Source organism: Ruegeria sp. BG7, assembly GCF_056535685.1.
The window spans coordinates 3,381,086-3,405,814 of the sequence record NZ_JBQFIU010000001.1 but is presented as its reverse complement, the minus strand read 5'-3'; the positions used below and the strand labels follow the sequence as shown (position 1 = coordinate 3,405,814).

Sequence of the window (24,729 nt, the reverse complement as noted above, 5' to 3'; positions counted from 1 at the left end):
TAACAAATGACATTCAAGAGGCTGATCATGGCAAAAACCCTTAAAGACCTGCTGCTTGCTCTGCTCAACGCCACATTGATCCTTGTGGCGCTGTGTCTGTTTCTGGGCTGGCAACTTGCGTCCAAGGTCGAGAGCATCACAGCAGAGTTTTCCCAAACCGTGCAAGCTGTTGCCCCTATCCGGGATGAAGTGAATGGCACGAGAACAGAGCTTGCGGCATTGCGTGCAGACCTGGCCGATTTGTCGCTGGAAAATCCTGGGGCGAATAGTGCAGCCGCGCAAGAGCTCCGGTCAGCCTTGGCCCGCCTGAACAGTTTGGAACAAAAGTTACAGGCAGCGCAGGAACGGTTGAGCAGCCTGTCGGACGAACCTCAGGTTCTGATTGCTCAAACCATCGAAAAGGGTGCCGACATCGTGTCTCAGCGCGTACTGGATTTCAAAGGGTGCGAGCCAGGTTCATGAGGCTGCGCCGCGCAAAATACTGCGCGGCCTGCCAACACGTCGGGTGCCGTCAAACGGTCGCTTGAAGCTCGCGCACGGTGGTGCCGTAACCACCCATGTCGACATATGCGACCTCGTGGGGGGTCGAATTACGCGACAGCGCTTCGTTTCGATACGGGAACCGGCCAAACTTGCGGATCACTTCGCGATGCGCCCGCGCATGCAGCAGATTGCTTGTGTCGCGGCTCAGGTTTTCGCAAATCAACCTCACACAGCGCTCCTGATCGCACAGGTTTTCTGAATGCATCAAGGGCAGGTAAAAGAACTGCCGCGCCGGTTCGTCGATCTTTTTGTCCCAGCCTTTGTCGACCGCGCATTTCGCCGCCGCCAAAGCCGCCCGGTCTGTCGCGAAAGCACGCGCCTGACCCCGGAACATGTTACGTGGAAACTGGTCCGTCAAAATAATGTAAGCCAGTGCGCCGCTGGGATATGTCAGCCAGAGCGAAAACTTGCCCTCTACCGCTGCCTCCCAAGTTGACAGGAAACGATCGCGGATTTCTGCATCCAGCGCCTCATCCTGTATGTACCAGCCTTTCGGACCAACTTTATCTAACCAAAAACTCAATACCTCTTCAGGCGTTGCCATTGCCTTAAACTCCGTCTTATGCCCGCAAAAGGGACGTAAGGTCATTTAAGGCCGTTTTACAGAACTGTTACAGTAACATATTGCAACATATTCGACATAAATTCGTGTCTTAAGCGGTTTCCTGCGCGCTTTCTTCTGCTTCTGCTTCGGCTGCTTCGATCGCAACCTCTTGCGCAACTTCGAATGCGACTGGTGACGCTGTTGGATACAATGTCGCCATTGTGCCGGTTTCGTCCACGGGAACCGAGGCGCGCTGCGTCATCCGATATGCGGAATACACCGCAAGGAAGAACAGCAGCACAGCAATGATCAGGAAAAAGCCGGGCGGGCCGAACACGGCATCGTCCATCAGCCAACCGGTGATCAATGGACCTGCGACGGCACCTAAGCCGTTGATGAACACAAGGCCACCGGACGCGGCGGCCATATCTTCGTGTTCCAGAAAGTCGTTGGTATGTGCGATCAACAATGAATACAACGGGTTGGACATACCGCCGATCAAAAAAGCCGAGACCAACAGGATTTCGAAAGTCACCCCGTAGAGCATTCCTGCGAGGGCCGCGACCGCCCCTACCGTTGCGACCAGAAAGATCAGAACACGCCGGTCCATGCGATCCGAAAACCACCCCAGCGGATATTGAAGCACAACCGCACCAACGTAGAAGGCAGCTACAAAGGTTGAGATTTCAACAAGGCTCAGCCCCGCCTGCGCCCCGTACACCGCGGACATACCGAACTGAGCAGAGAAAACCCCTCCCAAAAGGAACAAGCCGATACAGCCCAGCGGCGATTTTTGCATCAATTCGCGTAGGGTCATGGGCTTGGTGGTGTCAAAGGCCGGTGTTGGTGAAATGGACAGCAAAATTGGCGCAAAAGACACAGATACCAGGATCGAAGCGATGACAAAGGTCTCATATCCCGCCGGATCACCGACCAGGAACAGGGCTTGCGCACCAATGATCCCTGACATCTGAACAATCATATACAGGGACAATGCCTGCCCCCGGTTCTCGTTATTGGCCGCGTTGTTCAGCCAGCTTTCTGCGGTGACATACACGCCCGAGAAACAGAAGCCAATCACCACCCGCCCCAAAACCCAAGCGATTGGGTCCGTGAGCATCGGGTACATAATCATGACGGCCGAAATGAAAGACGCCAGCGCCGCAAAAACCCGTACATGACCCACGCGTCGGATCATTTCAGGTGCAAGACGAGAGCCACCGAGGAAACCGACAAAATAGGCTGACATCACAAATGACATCTGCAGCGTCGAGAACCCTTCGATTTCGCCCCGGACACCCAGAAGCGTGCCTTGAAGGCCGTTTCCGACCATCAGCAACCCCATGCCGAGCAGCAACGCCCATGCGCTGGAAAGAACCTGAATCATTGGGGTCTCCGACTGATGCCAACCTAAAGTGCGAGCTGTTCTGCGATCAAAGACCGCTTCTGTCGCGCTTGTCTACGACATTGAACTGTTTTGATGCTTCGCCTGCGCCCTTCACGGGATTAAAAGCGACGCGTCGCCGTAAGAAAAGAAACGGTATTTCTGCTCAATCGCATGATCATACACTTTAAGCATCCGGTCTTGCCCCATGAGCGCCGACACCAGCATCAACAGCGTTGATTTCGGCAGGTGGAAATTGGTCATCAGCGCGTCGGTGACGTGGAACTTGAAACCGGGATAGATGAATATATCGGTGTCCCCTTCCCAAGGTTGGATTGTTCCGGACAGCGCGGCGCTTTCGATCAACCTCAATGCCGTGGTGCCCACCGGGATTACACGCCCGCCTGCGTCTTTGGTCGCCTGAATCTCGGCTGCTGCCTCAGGGCTCACCTGCCCCCATTCTGCATGCATCTTGTGGGTCGTCACGTCTTCTACTTTGACGGGCAGGAACGTGCCTGCGCCCACGTGAAGGGTGACGTGCGTGAAACCAACACCTCGGTCCGCTAACGCGCTCATCAGCGCATCATCGAAATGCAACGAGGCGGTCGGGGCGGCAACCGCACCAGAATTTCGCGCCCAGATGGTTTGGTAATCGGTCCTATCCTGTTCATCCGCGGGACGTTTGGCCGCGATATAAGGTGGCAGGGGCATCGCACCGGCCTGCTCTAACGCGGCATCAAAATCCTCTCCGCTCAGGTTGAACCTCAGATACGCCTGACCGTCCTCAACCTTGCACAGCGTTGCACTCAGATCGTCCGAGAAGACAATCTCTTCCCCAATCTTCACTTTTTTCAGCGGCTTGATCAGTGCCGACCATGTGCCATCGGCCTGAGGGTCCAGCAATGTGGCCTCAATCCCTGCCGAGACCGGGCCTTGCGCACTGTCCCGATGACGGCGCCCGTTCAGCCGTGCCGGGATAACGCGCGTGTCATTCAGAACCAGCCGATCGCCTGGTTGCAGAAAATCCGGCAGGTCGAACACATGGCTGTCCGTCGTCACATCGCCCTGTGCCACCAGCAAACGCGCAGACGAGCGCGGACTGGCAGGTCGCGTGGCAATCAGGTCTTCGGGCAGATGGAAATCAAAATCGCTGAGTTTCATGCGCGCGCCATACATCCCCGAAAGGGATTCGGCCATATGCTCTCAGCGGTCGCTGGGACGCGAGCCAAAGGTGGGTTTCGGCTCGTCTGGTTTCAGGGGAACCGCATTGGGGCCGTCTGACACCTTTGGGGCGGGCTGGCGCAGCAGGTCGCGCAGAAACAGCGGAGCAAGGCCAGACAAGGGGTTGACCGACACTTTCGGCGACGCGAGCGGTCCTTTGAGGGTATAGTTAAAACCAAACACCCCCTCTCCCTTGCGGGTAAAGACGCTGCCGACGGCATTCAGCAAATAGATCGGCGAAATGGCCCCGCGCAGGTTTAGCATCTCGTTCACTGTGTCGATGGTGCCATCGAAGGACAGGCCCATGGATGGTCCGACTGCACTGCCGCTGAGCACTTTGATCTCGGTGGGCGTGACCCTCATGCGGCTGTCTATGGCCGAGAAAAAGATGCCCTGTCCAGCCATCTCGTCCAGCAGGCCAACAAGGCTGATCGCGTTCAGCAATGCCGCCATGGCAGGAGCATCGGTGATGCGTGTGTTCACAATCCTCAGAATAACGTCGTAGTTGCCGGGCGCTGTGACCGGCTCGAGGTTCAGGTTCATATCTCCGCCACGTGCTTGGGTCAGCACCCCGGCAGAACGCAGCACGGCCCCCGCGTCTTTCGATGTCAGCGTCACAGCGCTGCGGTTTCCACGTGGGGTCACCTGCCCTGAAACCGCTGCCCCACCATTGACCTGCGCCGTAAATCCCCCGTTCACCCCCCCGGTTGTTTGAAATGAGCCCCGAAAACCCGTCAGCGCCACAGCTTCGGTGATTTGCAGGCGGTCCAGTGCAACATCCAGCTTGGGACCAGCCCCGCCACCACCGCTGCTTTCGCCAAACGTCGCTTTTCCCATATCCAGCACACCGCCCAGCACGCGTATGTCCGGGACGGTATCACCACGTCCGATCATCTCGGCGGGAACCGCCAACCAATTACCAATATCGAATGAGCTGAATTGGATGCGATCAAAATCGCCGTTGTCCCGAAACGTGATGGAGGCGCTGGTCCGCAGGCCAGCGCCCTCAATGCGCAGGCTGTCCACTTTCAGCTGTTTACCCAAGGTTGCTTCGGCGGTCAGAGATCCCGAAGCGGACGTCGCTTTGCGCCAACCAAGTTCCGGGATCGCAAGCGCAACGCCCTGCAAGTCCGACGAAACGGACAGCTTCGGTGGCTCGTCCGCGCCAAGCCCCAAGGAGATGTCCGCAATCCCGGACCCGGTCAACATCCCCGGCGGAAGCCCTGCGCCGATTTCATCCATTAGGCGTGGCGACAATTCGATCTGGCCTGTCAATGTACTGCGCTGTGCGGTTTTTCCATCAATCGGCTGCTGCCAAAGCGCCTCAAGCGGGACATCTCCGAATTGTCCCTGCCCTTTGATCTGAACACCGGACTGGTTTCCGGACAGATCCAGCAAAGCGGCGCTGACAGTAAATCCGGGTACCAGACGATCGCTCAACAGGTTGGCCAGATGGCCGTCGAAGTGAAACTCGGTGTCCTGAAACTTGAGCCCCTTTTTCAGCGGCAACGATAACGTACCAGCCAAAGATGCCGTTCCGTCGGCAAGGTCGACAGGCAGCCCGGCCTTAGTCAACAATTCAAGAGGCGGACGATCCAACAGCGACAAGGCCGCCGTCACACTGCCTTTGGCTTGGATACGCGCGATTGCAGGGGCTGATTTCTTGATATCCGTATCAGGTATGATGAACGACGTGCCCGAAGCATCCACGGCACCACCTTCATCGGCAATCACCACCCCCTGCTGTGCGGTAACGGTAAAGCGCTGATTGAGCAGACTTGCCTGACCCTGCGCGTTTTCGATTGGCGGCAGCGTTTTAACGAACTGGATTTTGGCCTTCTCGAATCCGAAATCCAAATACAGATCGGGTTTCGATCCAGGTTCAAGCCGAAGGGCAAAGTCCATATCCGACAGAACCCCTTCGTACAGATTATCGGTGACCCACTCACGCGGCTTGGGCGCCAAGCGCTCAGGCCAGTAACTGAGCACCTTGTCCGAGGTCATCTGATCCAGATGGGCATCCAGCTTGACCGCCCAACCGTCAGGACGACCGCTCAGCACCCCAAACGCGCGTATGATGTGCCCCGGGTCTTCGATGGTAACCTGCCCTAGCTGCAACTCGAACGGGTCCAAGACCATTTTGAAATCCACGCTGGCGCGCGACAGTTGGATTGGTTCGGGAAACAGATTGGCGGGGTTCACGTTGATGCCGGACAAACGCATCTGCGCGGTCAGGCTGTCCAGAACGCCCTCTTCCACGCCCTGCAGAAATGCCGTGCCGTCCGCCTGTACTTTACCCCAGGCAGAAACCACCGAAACCTCGTTGAAGTTCAGCGCCTGGGATTTCGGATCATAAGTGAAATAGGTGCGGGCAGATTCAAACGGCACCGGACGTGTTTCGGGATTGGGTTGCACGGCCCCCGCACCAAGGTTGAGAGTTGCAAAACCTGTCCCGATAGCACCGCTTTCGTCGATACTGCCCCGCAAAGCCCCCGAGATTGGGGCCCTCAGAACCTGCAACCACGCAAGCACGGGGCTTTGGCCGGCGATGTCTTCTGCGGGCAGGTCCGAGACCGAGATGCCAAACTGCGCAGCTGGACTGCCAAGCGTACTGGAATAGTTGGCCTCGATCGCGCTGACGTAGTCCCGCCCGGCCAGAACCGAGAACCCGGTGGCCAGTCGCACCTCATTATCGCTGCGGTTTGCCTGAATATGCCCGCCATCCAGCACCCAGGACCGCCCCTGCCGCAAATCCAGGTAATCCAGCGTGATTGCATCAAGTTCGACCGAAGTCAGTGCAGACAGTGCCGGAGACAGGAACACCTGATCAGACGCCTCGATCAACTCCGCCAGATTCGGTGCCTCTTGCACCGGTGCGCTGCCTGATCCGACGGTCAGGATCAAAGCCCCATCCGTGTCGCGGGTCAGCGCGATCTGCGCACCGCTCAGGATAATGCGTTTCGGGCGGACATGCCCACGCAGCAAAGGCCGCATAGCAAGGCTGGCGCGCATATCCGAGACCTGTGCAATCTGTTGGCCCGCCGCGTCGCTGATGGACACATCGGTCAGGCGCAGCCGGGGCCGCCAGCCCTCATGGATGATAAAACTGACGTCACCAAACCGGATTTGCAGCCCGCCCAGAGCCTGTTCCAACCGCGTCTCGACCCTGTCCCTGAGCCAGGCGGGCGCGTGCATCCTTTGGCCCACAATCATGAAACCGGTGAACATCGCCAGCAGCACCAGCATGATCGCCCCGCGCATGGCCCAAATCCCGGCAGCGCGACGACGCGACCGGCGGCGTACCGGTTTGTTCGGTGCCTCCCCTTCGTCGTCCTCGCGTTGCTTCAATTTGCTATTCACGCCTTCCAACCCGCACGTGTCGCCCTATGATATCAGGCAGCCTTTAAAAACCTTTAGCGGAGTTTCCAATGCCCGATATTTCTGACATGGCCCCCGACTTCACTTTGCCGCGCGACGGCGGTGGCGAGGTGACGCTTTCGGCGTTGCGCGGTGGCACCGTGGTTTTGTTCTTCTATCCCCGTGATGATACGCCGGGCTGCACGAAGGAATCCATCGGTTTTTCAGAACAGCTTCAGGCCTTTGCGGATGCGGGTGCTCACGTTTTCGGCATCTCACGCGACAGCGTCGCAAAGCATGAGAAGTTCGTGGCCAAGCATGGGCTGACCACGCCGCTTCTGTCGGATGAAAACTCGACCGTTTGCGAGGACTATGGCGTCTGGGTGGAAAAGAACATGTATGGGCGCAAGTCGATGGGCATCGAACGTTCGACCTTTGTAATTGATGCTGAAGGTCGCATTGCCAAGGTCTGGCGCAAAGTCAAAGTGCCCGGTCATGTGGACGAGGTGCTTGAGGCGGTGAAGGCGCTGTAAGCCCCCCCTCGACCTGTCATGCCATCCGGTTTAAGACCCGCCTCGACACGACCGAGGCGGAGCGACCCCGTGACCAAGACACTGACACAGATGGCGACAGAGGTTCTGACAACAGCGGACGGGCGGGCCAAGACCGCCCTGTCCAAAGCGCACGCCGCCGCTTGGTTTGCTGCTCGCAAGGGCGAAACTGACCCAATCGAGATTGGCACGGCAACACCCCCCTTGAACCCCGCCCGCCCAGACAAGCCCGAGCTTTTGTCGCCCCGCGAAGTGCCAAAGCGGAAACCCGGGACCGAGGCCGGGCGTATCGCGCTGTTGCACGCCGTGGCCCATATCGAATTGAACGCCGTCGATCTGCACTGGGACATCATTGCCAGGTTCGGTCACGTTTCCATGCCCATCGGGTTCTACGACGACTGGGTGAAATGCGCCGAAGAAGAATCGCGCCATTTCGAGATGGTTTGCGATTGCCTGGAAAGCATGGGCAGCCATTACGGCGCCCTGCCCGCCCATGCAGGCATGTGGCGCGCTGCCGAGGACACTGCCGAAGATCTGATGGGACGGCTGGCCGTTGTTCCCATGGTGCTTGAGGCACGCGGTCTGGATGTCACCCCCGGCATGATCGAGATCTTTCGCAAGGCCACGTTGGACCAAGCCATTGCGGCTCTTGAGGTGATCTATGCCGAAGAAGTCGGCCATGTTGCTTATGGCTCGAAATGGTTTCATTTCCTGTGCGGTCGCGAAAATGCCGACCCAAAGGATGTGTTTCACGCGCTGGTCCGACGCTATTTTCACGGCGTATTGAAACCACCCTTTAACGAGGAAAAGCGCGCTGAAGCTGGCTTGCCACCCGATTTCTATTGGCCCCTGACCGAGGATCTGCCTGCGCCCGGAGAAGTCACAAACTGACACTTCTTCGTTATTTTCGGCAAGTTCTCGCCGATCTCAGGGGGATTTTTGCGCCGTTTGACGCAGATTGGTCAACAAACTTGCCCGTTCACGACGAGCCGTTTATGCAATCGGCCCAAGGGACGGCTATTGCACCACGACCGGTCCCGATCTTGGGGATGAGAGGTAAGACGCGTGCGAACACGTCTGACAATAAAGTTACATTCGCTGCTGGAGCGGCATTTCCCGGAACGCCGGGTTTTTCTGAAATCTGACAAGGACACACGCTTTATCCGGCTTAGCTCGGAAACGCAGGTGATTGCGGTGGCTGGCGTTGCTGTCATGGTCGGCTGGACAGCGGTCGCGACGGCCATTCTGCTGATGGACAGCATCGGGTCTGGCAACTTCAGAGAACAAGCCAAACGCGATCAGGCGACCTATCAGGAACGCCTGAACATCCTGTCCGCAGAACGGGACGCCCGCGCGCAAGAGGCCCTTGCGGCCCAAGACCGATTTAATGCAGCGCTTGAGCAGATTTCCGCTATGCAGTCCGAGCTGCTGGCGTCGGAAAACCGCCGCCGCGAGCTTGAGACCGGCATCGAGGTCATCCAAACCACCCTGCGCAGCACCATGAAGCAACGGGAAGAGGCACGGACTGAGCTGGCGACCCTGAAGCAGGAAACCAGTGACACCGACATGTATATGACGGCCTCTACCGCCCCGGTGCAGATGGCCTTCATGACGGATGCGTTGGCACGCACTGCCGAAGAACGCGACCAGATCGCTTCGGACGCGCAAGATGCATTGGTTCAGAGGGACGAACTGGAACTGGAAATTCGTCTGATGCAAGAGCGCAGCGACGCGATCTTCCGCCAGTTGGAAGACGCCATGGTGATCTCGGTCGAACCGCTGGACAAGATGTTCCGCCAGGCGGGGATGCCCACCGATCGTATCATCGAAGAGGTCCGGCGCGGATATAGCGGTATGGGCGGTCCGCTGACCCCTTTATCCCTTAGCACGCGTGGCGAGGAGGACGAGCTGTCTGCCGACGAGGCCCGCGCGAACATTTTGCTTCAACAGATGGATCAGTTGAACCTGTACCGGATTGCTGCGGAAAAGGCCCCCTTCGCCAGCCCGGTCAACAGTGCAGTGCGTTTCACCAGCGGATTTGGCACACGCCGCGACCCCAAAACCGGAGGTCGTCGGATGCATAACGGTGCGGATTTCGCTGGTGCGCACGGCACTGATATCTTCGCGACAGCAGACGGTGTGGTCACCCACGCAGGTTGGCAGTCGGGTTTCGGACGGCTTGTGAAAATCAAGCACGCGTTTGGAATTGAGACACTTTACGCTCATAACACCAAGATCAACGTCAAGGTTGGTCAAAGGGTCTCGCGCGGGGATCATATTGCTGATATGGGTAGCACCGGACGGTCCACCGGCACGCATTTGCACTATGAGGTGCGCGTGAACGGAAAGCCCGTGAACCCAATGACTTACATCAAGGCTGCGAGAAATGTTTTCTAAAAGCAAAATCAACGAGCCCGCATCCAAGGCACCTGAGGCGGCCAAACCTGCCGCTCCGGCGACCCCAGCGGCCCCTGCTCCAACCGAGTCGAAACCTGCCACTGCGCCCAAGCCAAAGCCGCCTGCGTCGGTTCTGTCCTCGGATCTGCACATCACCGGCAACATCAAGACCTCCGGTGACATTCAGGTGGAAGGCACTGTCGAAGGCGACATCCGTGCTCATCTTCTGACCATTGGTGAATCTGCAACCATCAAAGGTGAAGTCACCGCCGATGACGTCGTGATCAACGGCCGCATCGTTGGCCGGGTACGTGGCCTGAAGGTGCGCCTGACCTCGACCGCGCGTGTCGAAGGCGACATCATCCACAAGACCATCGCCATCGAAAGCGGTGCGCATTTCGAAGGTTCGGTGCAGCGTCAGGACGATCCGCTGAACCCTGGCCGCAGCGCCAAGGGGGGGTCGAACCCGGCGGCTGACGTCAAACAATAATTCGACCTTTCAGGTCAGACCCGAGACGCCGCAGAAACACCTGCGGCGTCTTTTTTTATAACAACTGCTTGCCTGTGAAACTGGTTTTGATCCCGCTGACATCGCGTTAGGGTCGGACCATGTTGGTTTTTTTGTTACTTGTCGCCCTGATCGCTGGTGGTGTGGCGTATTACTTTTGGTCAAAGCAACAGGCCCGCCGGGCCCTGCTGGCCGCGCCGCTGAGCGATCAGCAACGACGGCTTATCGACGCTCAGGTCCCGATCCTGCAGAAAGTGCCGCAAGACCTGCGCGCAAAGCTGGAAGGCAAAATCAACCTGTTTCTCGATCAGGTCGAGTTTATAGGTTGCGACGGTCTGGATGTCACAGAAGACATGCAGATGTCCATCGCCGCGCAAGCCTGTCTGTTGGTTGTGAATACTGAGCTTTGGTATGACAACCTCACCACCATCCTAATCTATCCCAGTGCTTTCAAATCCAGACAGAGCCGACACAGCGGTTATGTCGTCACCGAAAAAGAAATCGTGCGAACTGGCGAAAGCTGGAATCGCGGCCCGGTGATCCTGTCCTGGGCGCACAGCCAACGTGGTGCGATGAACGATCATGACGGACAAAACGTTGTCTTTCACGAATTCGCACATCAGATCGACGATCTGACAGGGTCGGCCAATGGTGTGCCCGTTCTCAGCGCCAACCAGAGCTTTTCGGAGTGGGAGGCCGCGTTTCTGACGGCTTATGACGCCCATGTACAGGCCGTTGAAATGGGACGCCCAACCGTAATTGACCCCTACGGCGCGGAAGGGCACGAAGAGTTTTTCGCCGTTTCAGTTGAAGTGTTCTTTGAGCGACCAAAGGCACTCCGCAACTCTGACCCAGAGGTCTACAAACAGCTGTCGAAACTTTTTCACCTGGATCCTGCACAATGGCATTAGTCGGTTGTCGCCTGGGGTGAGAGGGCATCCGGGAATTCCCCGTTCGCCTCAATTTAACAAAAGTTAATTTTTGAATTACAGTTAACCTCATCGCATTGTGGAGGAAATTTCATGTCGTCAAAATTACTTGCCGAGTTCTTCGGTACCTTTTGGCTGGTTCTCGGAGGCTGCGGCAGTGCCGTTTTGGCCGCAGGAGTTGCAGATGTCGGCATCGGATGGCTTGGCGTGTCCTTCGCCTTCGGCCTGACGGTTCTGACAATGGCCTACACGGTTGGTCCGATATCTGGCGGTCACTTCAACCCGGCGGTCAGCTTGGGGCTGATGATTGGCGGAAGGTTTCCAGCCAAAGATCTGCTGCCCTATTGGGTCGCTCAGGTTGTCGGAGCGATTGCAGCCGCCATTGTGTTGTACCTGATCGTTAGCGGAGCACCCGGTTTCGAAGGGGTCGGAGGGTTCGCATCAAACGGATACGGAGACGCGTCCCCGCAAGGCTATTCGATGATGTCCGTTCTGGTGATCGAAATTGTGATGACGGCCTTTTTCATCTTCATCATTCTGGGCGCAACTTCAGATAAGGCACCGGCTGGTTTCGCACCGATTGCCATTGGCCTGGCACTGACACTGATCCATCTGGTGTCAATTCCGGTCAGCAACACATCGGTCAATCCCGCCCGGTCCACCGGAGTCGCCCTGTTCGCAGACGGCCCCGCGCTGGCACAGCTTTGGATGTTCTGGGTGGCACCCCTGATCGGCGGCGCGGTCGGTGCGTTGATCTGGAAAATGACTTCATCTGAAGACTAACGTGAACTGACTCGGTTTTTTCCCTGTCAGTAAAAAACAAGCGTATCCTTCCGTAACGCCCGGCTGAACCAAGGCTCGGGATCAACGGGAGGATATTATGAAGATTACAGCGACTACATTTGTACTGGGATGCCTGGCCACCGCCAGTTGGGCTGCCGACCCGCGGCTGAGCATCCCAGCAGCCCCAGAGATGCCCCCAGCCAACACGTCCGGAACTGCTGAAATCAATGGGATCAATATGTACTACGCCACCTATGGAGACGGAGAGGGCACACCGATCTTAATGATCCATGGTGGCTTGGCGCATGGTGACATCTGGGCAGCGCAGGTTGCGGATCTTGCCGCAGATCACACCGTGATCGTTGCCGACACTCGCGGGCACGGGCGATCAACCAATGATGGCAGCACATATTCCTACGGATTGCTGTCGCAGGATTACCTGGCTTTGTTGGATCATCTGGAGATCGATCAAGTGCATCTGGTTGGCTGGTCCGACGGGGCCAACATCGGCTATTCGATTTCGAGCACCAACCCGGAACGGTTGGCCAGTCATTTTGCTCATGCGGGTAATGTGACGCTGGATGGCATCGATCCGTCAGTAGAAACCAACGAAGTGTTTGGCGCCTATGTCGGCATGATGGCCGAAGATTATGCAGCAATGTCCCCCACGCCAGATGGATTCGAAGCGTTCCTGGGCGGGGTTGCTGCTATGTGGAGCACCGAAAAACCCGGTGGTTTGGAGGCGCTGTCGTCGATCACTGTCCCGACACTGGTCGTTCAAAGCGCGCATGACGAAGCTATCCTAATGGCACATTCGCAGGCAATTTCCGAGGCTATTCCGGGGGCAGACTTGCTTGTTCTGAAAGATGTCAGTCACTTTGCTTCGTTTCAGAAGCCGGATGCCTATACGCAAGCTATCCGCGACTTTATCGATCAATAAACCATAGAAAAACCCGGCGCTTTGGGCCGCGCCGGGCTTTCACTGCTTATTCAGTGACGGTGACTTTTTTCATCACGTCGGGCTGGCCCGTGACCGCTCCGGTCTGGGAATGCCCGCGTTTGATCGCATCCACCACGTTCATGCCATCGGTCACCTGACCGACCACAGTGTACTGCCCGTCCAGGAACGGGCCGGGTTCGAACATGATGAAAAACTGCGAATTGGCCGAATCCGGATCGTTCGAACGCGCCATGCCGACCACGCCCCGGTCAAAGGTGACCTCGGAGAATTCGGCCGGCAAATCAGGACGGTCGGATCCGCCGCGTCCAGCGTAACGCATGTCAAACCCGTCCGCACCGGAATTGCCGTATTGCACGTCGCCGGTTTGTGCCATGAAGCCGTCAATCACGCGGTGAAACACGACGCCATCATACTGACCGTCGGTGGCCAGCGCAGTGATCTGTTCCACATGCTTGGGAGCGACGTCCTCGAACAAGTCGATCGAGATGGTGCCATTGGCCCCTTCCCCTTCGACCTCAATCTGCAGACCGCTGGCCAGTGCCGGGCTGGTCACCAGTGCAAAAACCGCAGCCAGCTTATACATCGGCGGCCACTTTGACGCTGATCATGCGATCCGGGTTCGCTGGCGGCTCGCCCCGAACGATGGCATCCACATGCTCCATGCCATCGATCACGCGGCCATAAACGGTGTATTGACCGTTCAGGAAGTGGTTGTCCTTGAAGTTGATGAAGAACTGAGAGTTGGCCGAATCCGGGTTTTGCGACCGTGCCGCGCCCAGCGTGCCGCGATCATGGGGCAGTTTGGAGAACTCGGCAGGAACGTTCGGCAGTGACGACCCACCGGTGCCCGCCATGCGCAGGTTGAAGCCGTCTTCCATATCGCCGTGCTGAACGTCGCCGGTTTGCGCCATGAAACCGTCGATCACACGGTGAAAGGCTACGTTGTCATATTCTCCGCCACGGGCCAGTTCCTTCATCCGCGCGCTGTGCTGGGGGGCCACGTCGGGCAACAGCTCGATGACGACGTTACCGCCTTTCAGCTCGATGATGATTGTGTTTTCGGGATCTTTGATCTCGGCCATGTGGCCCTCCTGTCGTTTGTCTTGCGCAAATACCTATGCGCCAAGCGCGTGAATGCCAAGTGACGCATTGACCTGAGGGCAAAATGCAGGAAAAGAACCGCCTAAATCGGTTGCCACTGGGAAGGATTGCACGATGGGCTGGAAAACACTGGACGATATGGATCTGAACGGCAAACGCGTGCTGGTGCGCGTGGACATCAATGTCCCTGTCGTTGACGGTGTTGTGACCGACGCCACCCGTATCCAGCGGATCGCACCGACAGTGCGCGATATTCTGGCCGCCGGTGGTAAGCCGATCCTACTGGCCCATTTCGGTCGCCCGGGTGGCGAGCGACGCGAAAACTTGTCACTCAAGCAACTGGTGCCGACACTGGAAAGCACCTTTGGCGCCCCTGTCCTGTTTGCAGCCGATTGCGTGGGCACCGAGGCTGAACTGGCCGCCGATGCGTTGCAACCGGGTCAGGTATTGCTGCTGGAAAACACGCGCTTTCACGCAGCCGAGACCAAGAACGACGCTGATCTGGCCGCAGGCATGGCCAAGCTGGGGGACGTTTATTGCAACGATGCGTTTTCAGCCGCGCACCGCGCCCACAGTTCGACCGAGGCTTTGGCGCGCCTTCTGCCCGCATGTGCAGGTCGCCTGATGCAAGCCGAATTGCAAGCGCTGCAAGGCGCACTGGGTGCCCCTAAACGGCCCGTAACTGCTGTCGTAGGCGGTGCAAAAGTATCCACCAAACTGGAGTTGTTGGGCAATCTGATCGACAAGGTGGACTATCTTGTCATTGGCGGTGGCATGGCCAATACCTTTCTGGTCGCAAAAGGTCTGAACGTCGGCAAATCGCTGGCTGAGCGGAACATGACGGATACCGCTGCCGAAATCCTGACCAAAGCCGAAAGCTCAGGCTGCATCATTGTTCTGCCCACGGATATTGTGGTTGCAGACAAATTCGAAGCCCATGCTCCGCATCAGGTCCTGCCCGCAAATCAATGCCCCGAAGACAGCATGATCCTGGATGCAGGTCCTGAAAGCGTCGCCGCGATCACCGAGATCTTTGCAAAAAGCAAAACGCTGATCTGGAACGGCCCGCTTGGCGCGTTCGAATTGGAACCCTTTGATGCAGCGACCAATGCGGCCGCATTGAAAGCGGCGGCTTTGACCCGTTCGGGCCAGTTGGTCTCAGTTGCCGGTGGCGGCGATACCGTTGCCGCATTGAACGCATCGGGCGCGGCGCATGATTTCTCGTACATCTCCACTGCGGGCGGCGCGTTCTTGGAATGGATGGAGGGTAAGACCCTGCCCGGTGTAGCCGCATTGGAACAGTAGTCCTGTCGCGGCGCGCTTTCGCTTACCTTGCGAGACATTCTGACTCATCCCCTGATTTTTGGGAATCAGGGGATTCACAAGCCGAATCACCTGTGACATAGTGCTGAAAGAGGTTCGAAAAGGACCCGTTATTGAGGCAAGTTTTCATACGGCGGTAAACAGAGTGTCCCGTTCCCATCGGCCCGGTTTGGGCGCAGTTGCTTTCTTCTCGGTGGCTTTCATGCTGGGTGTCTATTTCACCTTTGCCGCCGTACAAGGAGATTATGGCCTGTTCCGGCGGGTCGAGATTGCAGCGGAACGGGACGCTCTGTCGCGCGATTTGGCGAAGCTGAATACCGAGATCGCCGAGATGGAGAACCTGACGCTACGGTTATCTGACACTTATCTTGACCTGGACCTTCTGGACCAGCAGGCACGCTCGGTTCTGGGTATGATCCGCGCGGACGAGATCGTCATTCGCTAAGCGGACTTGGTTTTTTCGTCGAGCAGCCCTTCTCTACCAACAATTCATTTTGCTTTGATAAGCGCAGCTTAGCGTAAACCGACGCTGCGTCACATTAACACTCGCCAGATCGCCCGAAATGCTTTAGAAGATAGTTTAACGCTAAACTATCTGTCCGAAAGGGGGAGATCGCCACAATGGCTGCGCGAAAAACCACAAAGAAACCAAATGTTTCTGCGGAAGAGCTCAAAACCTACTACCGCGAGATGCTGCTGATCCGCCGATTCGAGGAAAAGGCCGGTCAACTTTACGGTATGGGTCTGATTGGCGGCTTCTGCCACCTTTACATCGGACAGGAAGCGGTTGTTGTCGGCCTCGAAGCCGCCGCACAGGAAGGTGACAAACGCATCACCTCGTATCGCGATCACGGCCATATGCTGGCCTGCGGTATGGATCCGGGCGGCGTTATGGCCGAACTGACCGGGCGCGAAGGCGGCCTTTCCAAAGGCAAGGGCGGCTCGATGCACATGTTCTCGAAAGAGAAGCATTTCTATGGCGGTCACGGCATCGTTGGTGCACAGGTTCCGCTGGGCGCAGGTCTGGCCTTTGCTGACAAATATAAAGAGAACGGTGGCGTGACATTCACCTATTTCGGTGATGGCGCGGCCAACCAAGGTCAGGTCTATGAGACGTTCAACATGGCTGCTCTCTGGGATCTGCCAGTGGTCTTTGTGATCGAAAACAACCAATACGCTATGGGTACAGCGCAGGCGCGATCAACATCGTCGCCAGACATCTACGTGCGCGGCGAGGCGTTTGGCATTCCCGGCGAGATCGTCAACGGTATGGATGTGTTGGCGGTTAAGGCCGCAGGTGAGAAAGCCGTGGCCCACTGCCGTGCGGGCAAAGGCCCTTACATCCTTGAGGTTAAAACCTACCGGTATCGCGGCCACTCGATGTCTGACCCGGCCAAGTACCGCACCCGCGAGGAAGTTCAGAAGGTCCGCGAACAAAGCGATCCGATCGAACATGTGCGCGAGCTGCTGCTGACCGGCAAACACGCAACCGAGGATGATCTGAAGGCGATCGATAAAGAAATCAAAGAGGTCGTCAATCAAGCCGCCGAATTCTCGAAAGAAAGCCCCGAGCCTTCCGTCGAAGAGCTCTGGACTGACATTTACGCCTGAGAGGACGAATAAGACATGGCAACCGAAATTCTCATGCCCGCCCTTTCGCCCACAATGGAAGAGGGCACCCTGGCCAAATGGCTGGTCAAGGAAGGCGACACTGTAAGCTCTGGCGATATCATGGCCGAGATCGAAACCGACAAGGCGACGATGGAATTTGAAGCCGTTGATGAAGGCATCATTGGCAAGATCCTGATCGCTGAAGGTACCGAAGGGGTCAAGGTGAACACCCCTATCGCGGTTCTGGTGGAAGAAGGCGAAGACGCCTCTGCCCTGCCAGCGGCTGCCCCCGCAGCCGCAGCGGTGACCGAGGCCGCCCCTGCGGCGGTTGAGGCCCCCGCTTCTGCCGCTGCCCCCGCTGCTCCGGTCGTTGACCTGTCGCCCGATTGGCCCGCAGATGCAGAGATGAAGTCCGAAACCGTCCGTGAAGCGCTGCGTGACGCGATGGCCGAGGAAATGCGTGGTGACGAAGACGTCTACCTGATGGGTGAAGAAGTCGCCGAATATCAGGGCGCGTATAAAATCAGCCAAGGTCTGCTGGACGAGTTTGGACCCAAGCGCGTGATCGATACGCCGATCACCGAACACGGTTTTGCAGGCATCGCCGTTGGTTCAGCCTTTGGAGGTCTGAAACCGATTGTCGAGTTCATGACCTTCAACTTCGCCATGCAGGCGATTGACCAGATCATCAACTCTGCTGCCAAGACGCTTTACATGTCAGGCGGTCAGATGGGCTGCCCCATCGTGTTCCGCGGTCCTAACGGTGCCGCCGCCCGAGTGGCTGCGCAGCACTCTCAGGACTATGCAGCGTGGTACATGCAGATACCCGGCCTGAAGGTGGTGATGCCCTACTCGGCAGCCGATGCTAAAGGTCTGCTGAAATCGGCGATCCGCGACCCCAACCCGGTTGTCTTCCTGGAAAACGAAATCCTCTACGGGCGTTCTTTCGACGTGCCGCAGGTGGATGACCTGACCATCCCGCTGGGCAAGGCGCGTATTTGGCGTGAAGGTTCGGATGTGACCATCGTTAGCTTCGGCATTGGCATGCAATACGCACTCGAAGCCGCCGACAAACTGGCGGAAGAAGGCATCAGTGCCGAAGTTATCGACCTGCGCACAATCCGCCCGATGGACACTGGCGCAATCATCAACTCGGTGATGAAGACGAACCGTCTGGTGACTGTGGAAGAAGGTTGGCCGCAAGGCTCGGTCGGCAGCTACATCAGCTCGGTCGTGATGCAGGAAGCGTTCGACTATCTCGACGCCCCGGTCATCAACTGCACCGGCAAAGATGTACCGATGCCCTACGCCGCGAACCTCGAAAAGCTGGCCCTGATCACCACCGATGAGGTGATCGCCGCCGTCAAACAAGTGACCTACCGGTAAGGAGCGACAGACAGATGCCCACCGAAATTCTGATGCCCGCCCTTTCACCCACCATGGAGGAAGGCACGCTTGCCAAATGGCTGGTCAAGGAAGGCGACACCGTTTCCTCTGGCGACCTGCTGGCCGAGATCGAAACCGACAAGGCCACGATGGAGTTCGAAGCCGTTGATGAAGGCACCATCGGTAAGATCCTGATCGCCGAGGGAACCGAAGGCGTTAAGGTCAACACCGCCATTGCTGTTCTGCTGGAAGACGGCGAAAGCGCAGATGACATTGGTGCGACGCCTGCCGCCGCGCCTGCGGCTGCGCCCGCAGCAGAAACTGCAGCGCCAGCGGCGTCCGAGACGCCAGCCTCTGCCCCTGCCCCGGCTGCTCCGGTCAAGGCTGATGGCGGTCGTGTTTTCGCCTCACCACTGGCCCGTCGCATTGCGGCGCAAAAAGGTCTTGATCTATCGCAGATCGCCGGCTCTGGCCCGCATGGTCGCATCGTCAAGGCGGATGTGGAAAGCGCCACAGCCGCACCGGCTGCAGCTGCTCCAGCGCCTGCTACCGCTGCTCCATCTGCGCCTGCGGCACCAACCGGGCCGTCGGCAGACATGGTCGCTCGGATGTATGAAGGGCGCGAGTACGAGGAAATCCAGCTGGACGGTATGCGCAAAACCATCGCCGCGCGCCTGTCCGAAGCCAAACAGACCATCCCGCATTTCTATCTGCGTCGTGACATCAAGCTGGACGCGTTGCTCAAGTTCCGCAGCCAGTTGAACAAGCAGTTGGAAGGCCGTGGCGTCAAGCTGAGCGTCAACGATTTCATCATCAAAGCTGTCGCAAACGCACTGCAACAGGTTCCGGCCTGTAACGCAGTCTGGGCGGGTGACCGCGTGCTGCAACTGAAGCCTTCGGACGTCGCCGTTGCTGTTGCGATTGAGGGCGGCCTGTTCACCCCGGTTCTGCAAGATGCTGACACGAAGTCCTTGTCCGCCCTGTCGACCGAGATGAAAGACCTTGCAGCCCGCGCCCGCGAACGCAAGCTGGCACCGCATGAGTATCAGGGCGGCACCTTTGCCGTCTCAAATCTGGGTATGTTTGGCATCGACAACTTCGATGCAATCGTAAACCCGCCACATGCCGGAATTCTGGCTGTAGGGACCGGTGTGAAAAAGCCTGTTGTCGGAGATGATGGCGAGCTGACCGTGGCAACCGTTATGTCTGTCACAATGTCCGTGGATCACCGCGTCATCGACGGAGCGCTGGGGGCAGAACTGCTCAAGGCCATTGTCGACAATCTGGAAAATCCGATGGTCATGCTGGCCTGAGGCACTGAAACATACCCTCGCCCAAGCTCGTGTTGGGCGGGGGTCATCTGATCATTTGGCGCTGAATTGAACCCGTGTGATTGGCGTATCAATTGCCTAAAGCGCATTGACCTCCCACCTTCTTCTACAAGATTAAGTCAGAAGGAGGGTGCTCTGTGGTCCGCAAGAACCTTGTAAAAAGCCTGGTAGTTTTGGTCCTTTTGGCTGGGACGACACCAAGCGAGGTCTGTGCGAAACCGAACAGTTATCCGGGCGAGCACTCGAAATTCAAAAACAACGACCCTGAGGCGATTGCCGAACAGAAAGCTGAACAAAAACGGCGCAAAGAACTGCGTCAGCAGAGACGAGAGGAACGCAAGCGCAAGCGGTTGGAGAAACGCACCAACCGCTTGAAGTGATTTTTAACTACTGGTCTTTGCCCAGCATGTGGTCCATCGAGATCGCAGGCTGATCGCATCCCGCCTCGCCCACGATCTTCGCTGGAATACCGGCAACTGTTTTGCAAGCCGGTACAGGTTGCAGAACCACTGAACCCGCAGCGATACGGCTGCAATGGCCAACTTCGATATTGCCCAGAACTTTCGCTCCGGCCCCAATCAGAACCCCGTTGCCGATCTTGGGGTGGCGCTGTTCCTCTTCCTTGCCGGTTCCGCCCAGCGTTACCGAATGCAACATTGAAACGTTATCGCCGACAACCGCTGTTTCTCCAATAACGATGGAATGGGCATGGTCAATCATGATGCCCTTACCGATCTTTGCAGCCGGGTGAATATCGATCCCGAAAATCTCGGACGAGCGCATCTGGAAAAAATAGGCCAGATCATAGCGACCCTTTGTCCACAGCCAATGCGCAACCCGATAGGCCTGCATCGCCTGATACCCTTTGAAGTAAAGGATCGGCTGCAACAGGCGGTGACATGCGGGGTCACGCTCGTAAACGGCCATCAGATCGGCCCGCGCCGCTTCGATCAGATGTGGATCATCGGCATATGCTTCGTCGACAATCTCTCGCAAGACCATCATCGACATCTCGTTCGAGCACAGCTTGGCCGAAATCCGATAGGAAAGCGCGCGTTCAAGGCTGCGGTGATGCAGGATACAGGCGTGCACAAGACCACCCATGAGTGGTTCTTTTTCTACGGCCGCGTGGGCCTCGGATGTGATGCGGGTCCAAACCGGATCAACCGGTGTTACGTGACTGCGCTTTTCAAACATGGCTTTTCATCCTTTGCTGCGCCTAGAATGCCATTTAGTGGTAAAAAGACCAAACGCAAACCCGTGATCTGCAATGCAACAAAAATGAATGAGTTCGAAAGCTCATATTTTGAAACAAAAATTCGCGAGCGACTGGCCGAGTTGGAACAGCTTTCAGCGTCAGGTCAAAAGGCGCAGGCTGTCGTTGAACTGGATCAACAAGCGGTTGGCCGACTGAGTCGCATGGATGCCTTGCAAAACCAGGCCATGGCAAAGGCGCAACAAACCAATCGCGATATTGAAAAAAGCCGTCTTCAAGCCGCCTTGGTACGCATTGAAGAGGAGGAATACGGGTATTGCGAGGATTGCGGCGACCGAATTCCGGATGCACGGCTGACGCTGGACTTGGCCGCCATCAGATGTGTCAACTGCGCTGCCGGGTGACTAAAAATTTGGAAAGATGGTGCAAAACCGTCTCAAAACATTGGCAATATTGCAAGTCGTCGAACCCCGGCTCATGCGCCAGGGTTCTGTTTCGAGCAACGGCCATCAGCGAGCCGTTGCCGTAAACGGGATGAAGTCGCCCCGTGCGTTCAAGATGCCTGTCAGCCAGTTCTGCTTCATGAATCATCCGAACGCATAGACGGGTCCGGTCTGCCTGAGGCGCTGCCAATAAAGCACGCGCTGCGGCACTGACATCTCCATGCAGAACCGGCCGCATCAGGCTGCCTGCCCCACCAAAAGACGGGTTGACGGACCGGGGCCGTAGACGGCTGACACCTGCGCCACTTCGACCTCATACGCGCCGGTCAAACCGTCCGCCCCCTTTATTGTTGCGGAATAGGTCCAGCGTGGTTCCGCGATCAGATCTTCGCGCAGCAATGTTCCATCTGCACGGATGCGCACCAGATAGAATTCGGTTTCTTCGCCCAGAGGTATCTCCAGCCCCGACCAATCATCCGCGTCCAGACGCGCGCGTCTGATCCATGAAAATGCATCGCCGGACAGACCGGATTGAACTTTCAGGTGCACCGGTGCGTAAGGACGCAATCCGTTACCATCGAAAGACGCTATCAGATGTTGGAAAGACGGATCATCGTAACTGCGATCCACAGGCCCGATGCGGTAGTGTTTGGCCATCCGACGCTCATTGCGCAACAAACTTGTCTGCTGGATCTGAGAATTCAGAAGAACAAAAACTGAGCCATCCGGCCAGACATCCGGCATCAACGCGTCAGTGCCCAACTGCCCCCTGAGACGCCCGGACAAGGCGTAGAGTCCGGGCGCTTCGAGAACCGCATCGGAAAACTGAAAAACCTCCCAGTTGCCCGGCGACCCATCGCCGATAGCGGCCAGATTCAAGCCATTCAGAACGGAACCACGGGGGCGGGATTCCAACTGACCCGTCACCAACTTGATCCGCAACGCCGGACCCTCGTCCCACACACCTGCGCTGGCACGATACAGCGGGGTTTCGGTGACACCAACAATCGCTTGGCCCTGGATTATGTCGCCCAGCGCGTAAGCTTCGTCACTTGACGAGGTATAGACCGCAGCCGCGCCGGGCCACGGATCGCCCGTGACAGCCAGATAAGGGGCATGCGGAATTTCTGCGCCAGTGAACAACGGCAGGTCCAGAAAAACCGGCAGCAAAGGGGTCGGCGCAGCATAGGGTTTCACTGTCGGAGCATCTTCGCGCAGGTCCGAAGCCTTGTAGACACCTTGTTCGACCCGAACCGCCTCGGCCAGTTGCAGGTCCGATGTTTCCAGTCGGTCAATGCGGTAAATCGGGCTGTTTTCGACCTCTGATAATCGCACCAGATCCCCGGCACCCAGATGTATCTGCGACGGCGGCAGCGCAAAGCGCACGGTATCACGCGAGGCCCTTGCCTCACTCAGCCAGCGTTCCGCGGTTTGACGACCCTCTGCCCGGGTCATCGACAACGGCATTTCATTCACCGAAACGGAATGGGTTTTGTCCTGAGGGAGTACGGCCTCTTCTACGACAAGATCATGGTCCGCATCCGACTGCACAAAGCGCAGGCGAACCCGACCAGTCATCTCGGCCTCAGCCTCACGCCGATGTTCAACCGCGCCTTCCAGATCGCTGCTGATGGCCAGATGATCAGGGTTGAGTGCGACCGCACCGTAACCGTCTCGCATCTGAAACCGCAACTGACCGTCCCGTTCAATTGCATCAAACCCGTAACGCAGCATCAAAGGTTGCAAAGCGGACCGTGCGTTTGTCACATCTTCGATCACATAGCCCCGAACCACGCCGTGAAGCCGCGAAACATCGATGTCTGTCACCCCTGCCCCATGGCAGATTTCGGTCACTACAGATGCAAGTGTCCGCGACCCGGACCGCCCGTTCAGCCAATGCCCTCTGGCATAGTTTTCTCCATCGTCCCATTGGCTCTGCAGATTTGGAAATGTTGGAAACGGACGGGTATCCCACGCCCAAACGTACGCGTTCGCCAAATCCAGCATCCGAGCGCCATAGATATGTGACACTGGATTAACTGCGGGATCGCTCCAGTATCCTAGTGTCGCGGTCAAATACTGCGCCTGAATGTAATCATCCCTCAATCCGTTCGAAAAAGCTGGCAACAGCGATTCCGAGGACTTGGGGTCGAGGAACTTGTTTGGCTGGTTTGTGCCCTTGTCGATTGCCGCACAGCCCAGCTCATCCACCCACGCCGCATCAAACTGCGGCCCCCGCAATCCCTCAGGATCATGCGCCGAAAACGCCTGCGCCTCGGCCCCGTTGGGCCAAATCAACTTGCGCTCGGATGCCTTCCAAACAGGCCGTCGATCCGGCGGCGAACATTGCAAAATCCCGCTATCGCCAAAGATCATCACATCGCGCACCTGATCAAAGGTCTCACCGACCAACGCCACACGACGCGCCTCACCACGATTCAACGGCTTGGACCCTTCAACCATCGACCGCACCCATTCAGATCCGGCCCGCGTTTTGCCAGCCTCGCGCCCGCCCATAATCACCCAGGACCGCCAATTTCCTTCGGGAGGCAACTGATGCGGCAGCGCCCAAAACTCAAACAGGAAAGGGAGGGCACACAGCCCCCCCTCCCCGATCTCACTCAGAAATCTCTCTCGCACCGCAGCATCGGCGGAGGCGAGCCAACCTGCACCCGATTTCAAATCGAGCGCGCTCAAGGTCGAGCGCATAGCCCCCTTGGGCGATTCCGGCTTGTCTGTGATGTTGTTCGACAAAGCTTGTCTCCACTTTCTGACAACTTCGGATCAGCCCCTCTAACTGCCCGAGTTGCCTGGCTGAACCAGCAAGATCTGCATCCTCCCCGGCACCGATCTGTTTGCGCAGGTCTTCCGCCGCTTGCCGCAGATCGCGAATGGACCTCTCAAGCGACTGCAACAAGTCAGCCGTCTGGGAAATCCGCTCTTCCGGGGTAATCAAAGTCATGTTTGCCTGAGATCTCATGCGTGAGTTTTCTCCGCACGAGAGAAACGAAAAACGGCCGCCGGGTTTCCCCGCCTCCGTTGCCCACTTCTTCTAGCATGACACAACTCATACGGATTTAAGTACGCAATGTCAATTTGTTACGCAACACGAACGCAACGGGGAGCGTACGCAGAAGTAA

Annotated in this window: 24 protein-coding genes; 15 read left to right on the top strand and 9 right to left on the bottom strand. The window is 57.4% G+C overall.

The features are described 5' to 3' along the window. The first annotated feature begins 27 nt into the window (after positions 1-27). On the top strand, positions 28-462 hold the full coding sequence (locus tag ACR3EH_RS16840; RefSeq protein WP_171185786.1) for a hypothetical protein: 435 nt from the start codon (positions 28-30) through the stop codon (positions 460-462). Between the two features lie 49 nt (positions 463-511). Here ACR3EH_RS16840 and ACR3EH_RS16835 read toward each other — a convergent pair whose 3' ends face one another. The 4 genes from ACR3EH_RS16835 to ACR3EH_RS16820 form a co-directional block, all read right to left on the bottom strand. Further along, on the bottom strand, positions 512-1,087 hold the full coding sequence (locus tag ACR3EH_RS16835) for a DUF924 family protein (RefSeq protein WP_171090649.1): 576 nt from the start codon (positions 1,085-1,087) through the stop codon (positions 512-514). Positions 1,088-1,196: 109 nt separating this feature from the next. After that, entirely contained in the window at positions 1,197-2,474 is a 1,278-nt protein-coding gene (locus tag ACR3EH_RS16830) for an MFS transporter (protein WP_171090650.1), read from the bottom strand. A gap of 111 nt (positions 2,475-2,585) precedes the next feature. Next, complete coding sequence (gene queA / locus ACR3EH_RS16825; RefSeq protein WP_171186235.1) at positions 2,586-3,632, bottom strand: tRNA preQ1(34) S-adenosylmethionine ribosyltransferase-isomerase QueA; 1,047 nt, start codon at positions 3,630-3,632, stop codon at positions 2,586-2,588. A 42-nt stretch (positions 3,633-3,674) separates the two neighbouring features. Continuing rightward, positions 3,675-7,052, bottom strand: coding sequence for a YhdP family protein (locus ACR3EH_RS16820; RefSeq protein ID WP_371732052.1), 3,378 nt, complete (start codon positions 7,050-7,052; stop codon positions 3,675-3,677). Between the two features lie 68 nt (positions 7,053-7,120). Here ACR3EH_RS16820 and ACR3EH_RS16815 point away from each other — a divergent pair, with 68 nt between their 5' ends. The 7 genes from ACR3EH_RS16815 to ACR3EH_RS16785 all read left to right on the top strand — a co-directional run bounded on the left by ACR3EH_RS16815 (position 7,121) and on the right by ACR3EH_RS16785 (position 13,157). Beyond that, positions 7,121-7,582, top strand: a complete 462-nt coding sequence (locus ACR3EH_RS16815) for a peroxiredoxin (protein ID WP_171185790.1) — start codon at positions 7,121-7,123, stop codon at positions 7,580-7,582. Positions 7,583-7,600: 18 nt separating this feature from the next. Next, complete coding sequence (locus ACR3EH_RS16810; RefSeq protein WP_171185792.1) at positions 7,601-8,491, top strand: ferritin-like domain-containing protein; 891 nt, start codon at positions 7,601-7,603, stop codon at positions 8,489-8,491. A gap of 174 nt (positions 8,492-8,665) precedes the next feature. Further along, entirely contained in the window at positions 8,666-9,997 is a 1,332-nt protein-coding gene (locus ACR3EH_RS16805) for a DUF5930 domain-containing protein (RefSeq protein WP_171185793.1), read from the top strand. After that, on the top strand, positions 9,987-10,487 hold the full coding sequence (locus tag ACR3EH_RS16800; RefSeq protein ID WP_171090660.1) for a bactofilin family protein: 501 nt from the start codon (positions 9,987-9,989) through the stop codon (positions 10,485-10,487). Before ACR3EH_RS16805 ends, ACR3EH_RS16800 begins: the two co-directional genes overlap by 11 nt. Before the next feature lie 119 nt (positions 10,488-10,606). After that, complete coding sequence (locus ACR3EH_RS16795; protein WP_171185795.1) at positions 10,607-11,416, top strand: M90 family metallopeptidase; 810 nt, start codon at positions 10,607-10,609, stop codon at positions 11,414-11,416. 111 nt (positions 11,417-11,527) lie between these two features. Next, positions 11,528-12,217, top strand: a complete 690-nt coding sequence (gene aqpZ / locus ACR3EH_RS16790) for an aquaporin Z (protein ID WP_171676106.1) — start codon at positions 11,528-11,530, stop codon at positions 12,215-12,217. A gap of 97 nt (positions 12,218-12,314) precedes the next feature. Beyond that, positions 12,315-13,157 (top strand): alpha/beta fold hydrolase, encoded by an 843-nt coding sequence (locus ACR3EH_RS16785; protein WP_171185799.1) that lies wholly within the window; start codon positions 12,315-12,317, stop codon positions 13,155-13,157. Positions 13,158-13,203: 46 nt separating this feature from the next. Here the strand turns inward: ACR3EH_RS16785 and ACR3EH_RS16780 are convergent, their stop codons facing one another. Together ACR3EH_RS16780 and ACR3EH_RS16775 are read right to left on the bottom strand one after the other, a co-directional pair. Further along, positions 13,204-13,761, bottom strand: coding sequence for a peptidylprolyl isomerase (locus ACR3EH_RS16780; RefSeq protein WP_171185802.1), 558 nt, complete (start codon positions 13,759-13,761; stop codon positions 13,204-13,206). Further along, positions 13,754-14,260 (bottom strand): peptidylprolyl isomerase, encoded by a 507-nt coding sequence (locus tag ACR3EH_RS16775; protein WP_171090671.1) that lies wholly within the window; start codon positions 14,258-14,260, stop codon positions 13,754-13,756. Before ACR3EH_RS16775 ends, ACR3EH_RS16780 begins: the two co-directional genes overlap by 8 nt. A 133-nt stretch (positions 14,261-14,393) precedes the next feature. Between ACR3EH_RS16775 and ACR3EH_RS16770 the strand changes: the two genes are divergently transcribed. The 6 genes from ACR3EH_RS16770 (at position 14,394) to ACR3EH_RS16745 (ending at position 20,310) form a co-directional block, all read left to right on the top strand. Beyond that, complete coding sequence (locus ACR3EH_RS16770; protein ID WP_171676108.1) at positions 14,394-15,584, top strand: phosphoglycerate kinase; 1,191 nt, start codon at positions 14,394-14,396, stop codon at positions 15,582-15,584. Positions 15,585-15,747: 163 nt separating this feature from the next. Beyond that, positions 15,748-16,047: an FtsB family cell division protein gene (locus ACR3EH_RS16765; RefSeq protein WP_171185806.1), complete on the top strand. Its 300-nt coding sequence runs from the start codon at positions 15,748-15,750 to the stop codon at positions 16,045-16,047. A gap of 176 nt (positions 16,048-16,223) precedes the next feature. Beyond that, a complete protein-coding gene (pdhA, locus tag ACR3EH_RS16760) occupies positions 16,224-17,213 on the top strand; it encodes a pyruvate dehydrogenase (acetyl-transferring) E1 component subunit alpha (RefSeq protein ID WP_171090677.1) in 990 nt (329 codons plus the stop codon). A 15-nt stretch (positions 17,214-17,228) separates the two neighbouring features. Next, positions 17,229-18,599, top strand: a complete 1,371-nt coding sequence (locus ACR3EH_RS16755) for a pyruvate dehydrogenase complex E1 component subunit beta (RefSeq protein ID WP_171090679.1) — start codon at positions 17,229-17,231, stop codon at positions 18,597-18,599. Positions 18,600-18,613: 14 nt separating this feature from the next. Beyond that, positions 18,614-19,912, top strand: coding sequence for a pyruvate dehydrogenase complex dihydrolipoamide acetyltransferase (locus ACR3EH_RS16750; protein ID WP_171185808.1), 1,299 nt, complete (start codon positions 18,614-18,616; stop codon positions 19,910-19,912). Positions 19,913-20,067: 155 nt separating this feature from the next. Beyond that, on the top strand, positions 20,068-20,310 hold the full coding sequence (locus tag ACR3EH_RS16745) for a hypothetical protein (protein ID WP_171676110.1): 243 nt from the start codon (positions 20,068-20,070) through the stop codon (positions 20,308-20,310). Between the two features lie 7 nt (positions 20,311-20,317). Here ACR3EH_RS16745 and cysE read toward each other — a convergent pair whose 3' ends face one another. Next, the gene (cysE, locus tag ACR3EH_RS16740) at positions 20,318-21,127 is read right to left on the bottom strand and encodes a serine O-acetyltransferase (RefSeq protein WP_171185811.1); all 810 of its coding nucleotides are present in this window, start codon (positions 21,125-21,127) and stop codon (positions 20,318-20,320) included. 84 nt (positions 21,128-21,211) lie between these two features. Between cysE and ACR3EH_RS16735 the strand changes: the two genes are divergently transcribed. Continuing rightward, entirely contained in the window at positions 21,212-21,550 is a 339-nt protein-coding gene (locus tag ACR3EH_RS16735; RefSeq protein ID WP_171185813.1) for a TraR/DksA family transcriptional regulator, read from the top strand. Here ACR3EH_RS16735 and ACR3EH_RS16730 read toward each other — a convergent pair. Both ACR3EH_RS16730 and ACR3EH_RS16725 read right to left on the bottom strand, forming a co-directional pair. Continuing rightward, positions 21,531-21,827 carry a DUF7742 family protein gene (locus ACR3EH_RS16730; protein WP_480634839.1) on the bottom strand — a complete coding sequence of 99 codons (297 nt, stop codon included), beginning with the start codon at positions 21,825-21,827 and terminating at the stop codon, positions 21,531-21,533. The genes ACR3EH_RS16735 and ACR3EH_RS16730 overlap by 20 nt on opposite strands. Continuing rightward, the gene (locus ACR3EH_RS16725; RefSeq protein ID WP_253762105.1) at positions 21,827-24,343 is read right to left on the bottom strand and encodes a baseplate megatron protein TIM-barrel domain-containing protein; all 2,517 of its coding nucleotides are present in this window, start codon (positions 24,341-24,343) and stop codon (positions 21,827-21,829) included. Before ACR3EH_RS16725 ends, ACR3EH_RS16730 begins: the two co-directional genes overlap by 1 nt. Positions 24,344-24,729: the final 386 nt, after the last annotated feature.

What these genes read in the sequence shown, in the direction of transcription:
- ACR3EH_RS16840 (WP_171185786.1), top strand. Translation starts at nt 28, where the DNA reads ATGGCAAAAACCCTTAAAGACCTGCTGCTTGCTCTGCTCAACGCCACA.
- ACR3EH_RS16835 (WP_171090649.1), bottom strand. Translation starts at nt 1,087, where the DNA reads ATGGCAACGCCTGAAGAGGTATTGAGTTTTTGGTTAGATAAAGTTGGT.
- ACR3EH_RS16830 (WP_171090650.1), bottom strand. Translation starts at nt 2,474, where the DNA reads ATGATTCAGGTTCTTTCCAGCGCATGGGCGTTGCTGCTCGGCATGGGG.
- queA (WP_171186235.1), bottom strand. Translation starts at nt 3,632, where the DNA reads ATGAAACTCAGCGATTTTGATTTCCATCTGCCCGAAGACCTGATTGCC.
- ACR3EH_RS16815 (WP_171185790.1), top strand. Translation starts at nt 7,121, where the DNA reads ATGCCCGATATTTCTGACATGGCCCCCGACTTCACTTTGCCGCGCGAC.
- ACR3EH_RS16810 (WP_171185792.1), top strand. Translation starts at nt 7,601, where the DNA reads ATGCCATCCGGTTTAAGACCCGCCTCGACACGACCGAGGCGGAGCGAC.
- ACR3EH_RS16800 (WP_171090660.1), top strand. Translation starts at nt 9,987, where the DNA reads ATGTTTTCTAAAAGCAAAATCAACGAGCCCGCATCCAAGGCACCTGAG.
- ACR3EH_RS16795 (WP_171185795.1), top strand. Translation starts at nt 10,607, where the DNA reads ATGTTGGTTTTTTTGTTACTTGTCGCCCTGATCGCTGGTGGTGTGGCG.
- aqpZ (WP_171676106.1), top strand. Translation starts at nt 11,528, where the DNA reads ATGTCGTCAAAATTACTTGCCGAGTTCTTCGGTACCTTTTGGCTGGTT.
- ACR3EH_RS16785 (WP_171185799.1), top strand. Translation starts at nt 12,315, where the DNA reads ATGAAGATTACAGCGACTACATTTGTACTGGGATGCCTGGCCACCGCC.
- ACR3EH_RS16780 (WP_171185802.1), bottom strand. Translation starts at nt 13,761, where the DNA reads ATGTATAAGCTGGCTGCGGTTTTTGCACTGGTGACCAGCCCGGCACTG.
- ACR3EH_RS16775 (WP_171090671.1), bottom strand. Translation starts at nt 14,260, where the DNA reads ATGGCCGAGATCAAAGATCCCGAAAACACAATCATCATCGAGCTGAAA.
- ACR3EH_RS16770 (WP_171676108.1), top strand. Translation starts at nt 14,394, where the DNA reads ATGGGCTGGAAAACACTGGACGATATGGATCTGAACGGCAAACGCGTG.
- pdhA (WP_171090677.1), top strand. Translation starts at nt 16,224, where the DNA reads ATGGCTGCGCGAAAAACCACAAAGAAACCAAATGTTTCTGCGGAAGAG.
- ACR3EH_RS16755 (WP_171090679.1), top strand. Translation starts at nt 17,229, where the DNA reads ATGGCAACCGAAATTCTCATGCCCGCCCTTTCGCCCACAATGGAAGAG.
- ACR3EH_RS16750 (WP_171185808.1), top strand. Translation starts at nt 18,614, where the DNA reads ATGCCCACCGAAATTCTGATGCCCGCCCTTTCACCCACCATGGAGGAA.
- cysE (WP_171185811.1), bottom strand. Translation starts at nt 21,127, where the DNA reads ATGTTTGAAAAGCGCAGTCACGTAACACCGGTTGATCCGGTTTGGACC.
- ACR3EH_RS16735 (WP_171185813.1), top strand. Translation starts at nt 21,212, where the DNA reads ATGAATGAGTTCGAAAGCTCATATTTTGAAACAAAAATTCGCGAGCGA.
- ACR3EH_RS16730 (WP_480634839.1), bottom strand. Translation starts at nt 21,827, where the DNA reads ATGCGGCCGGTTCTGCATGGAGATGTCAGTGCCGCAGCGCGTGCTTTA.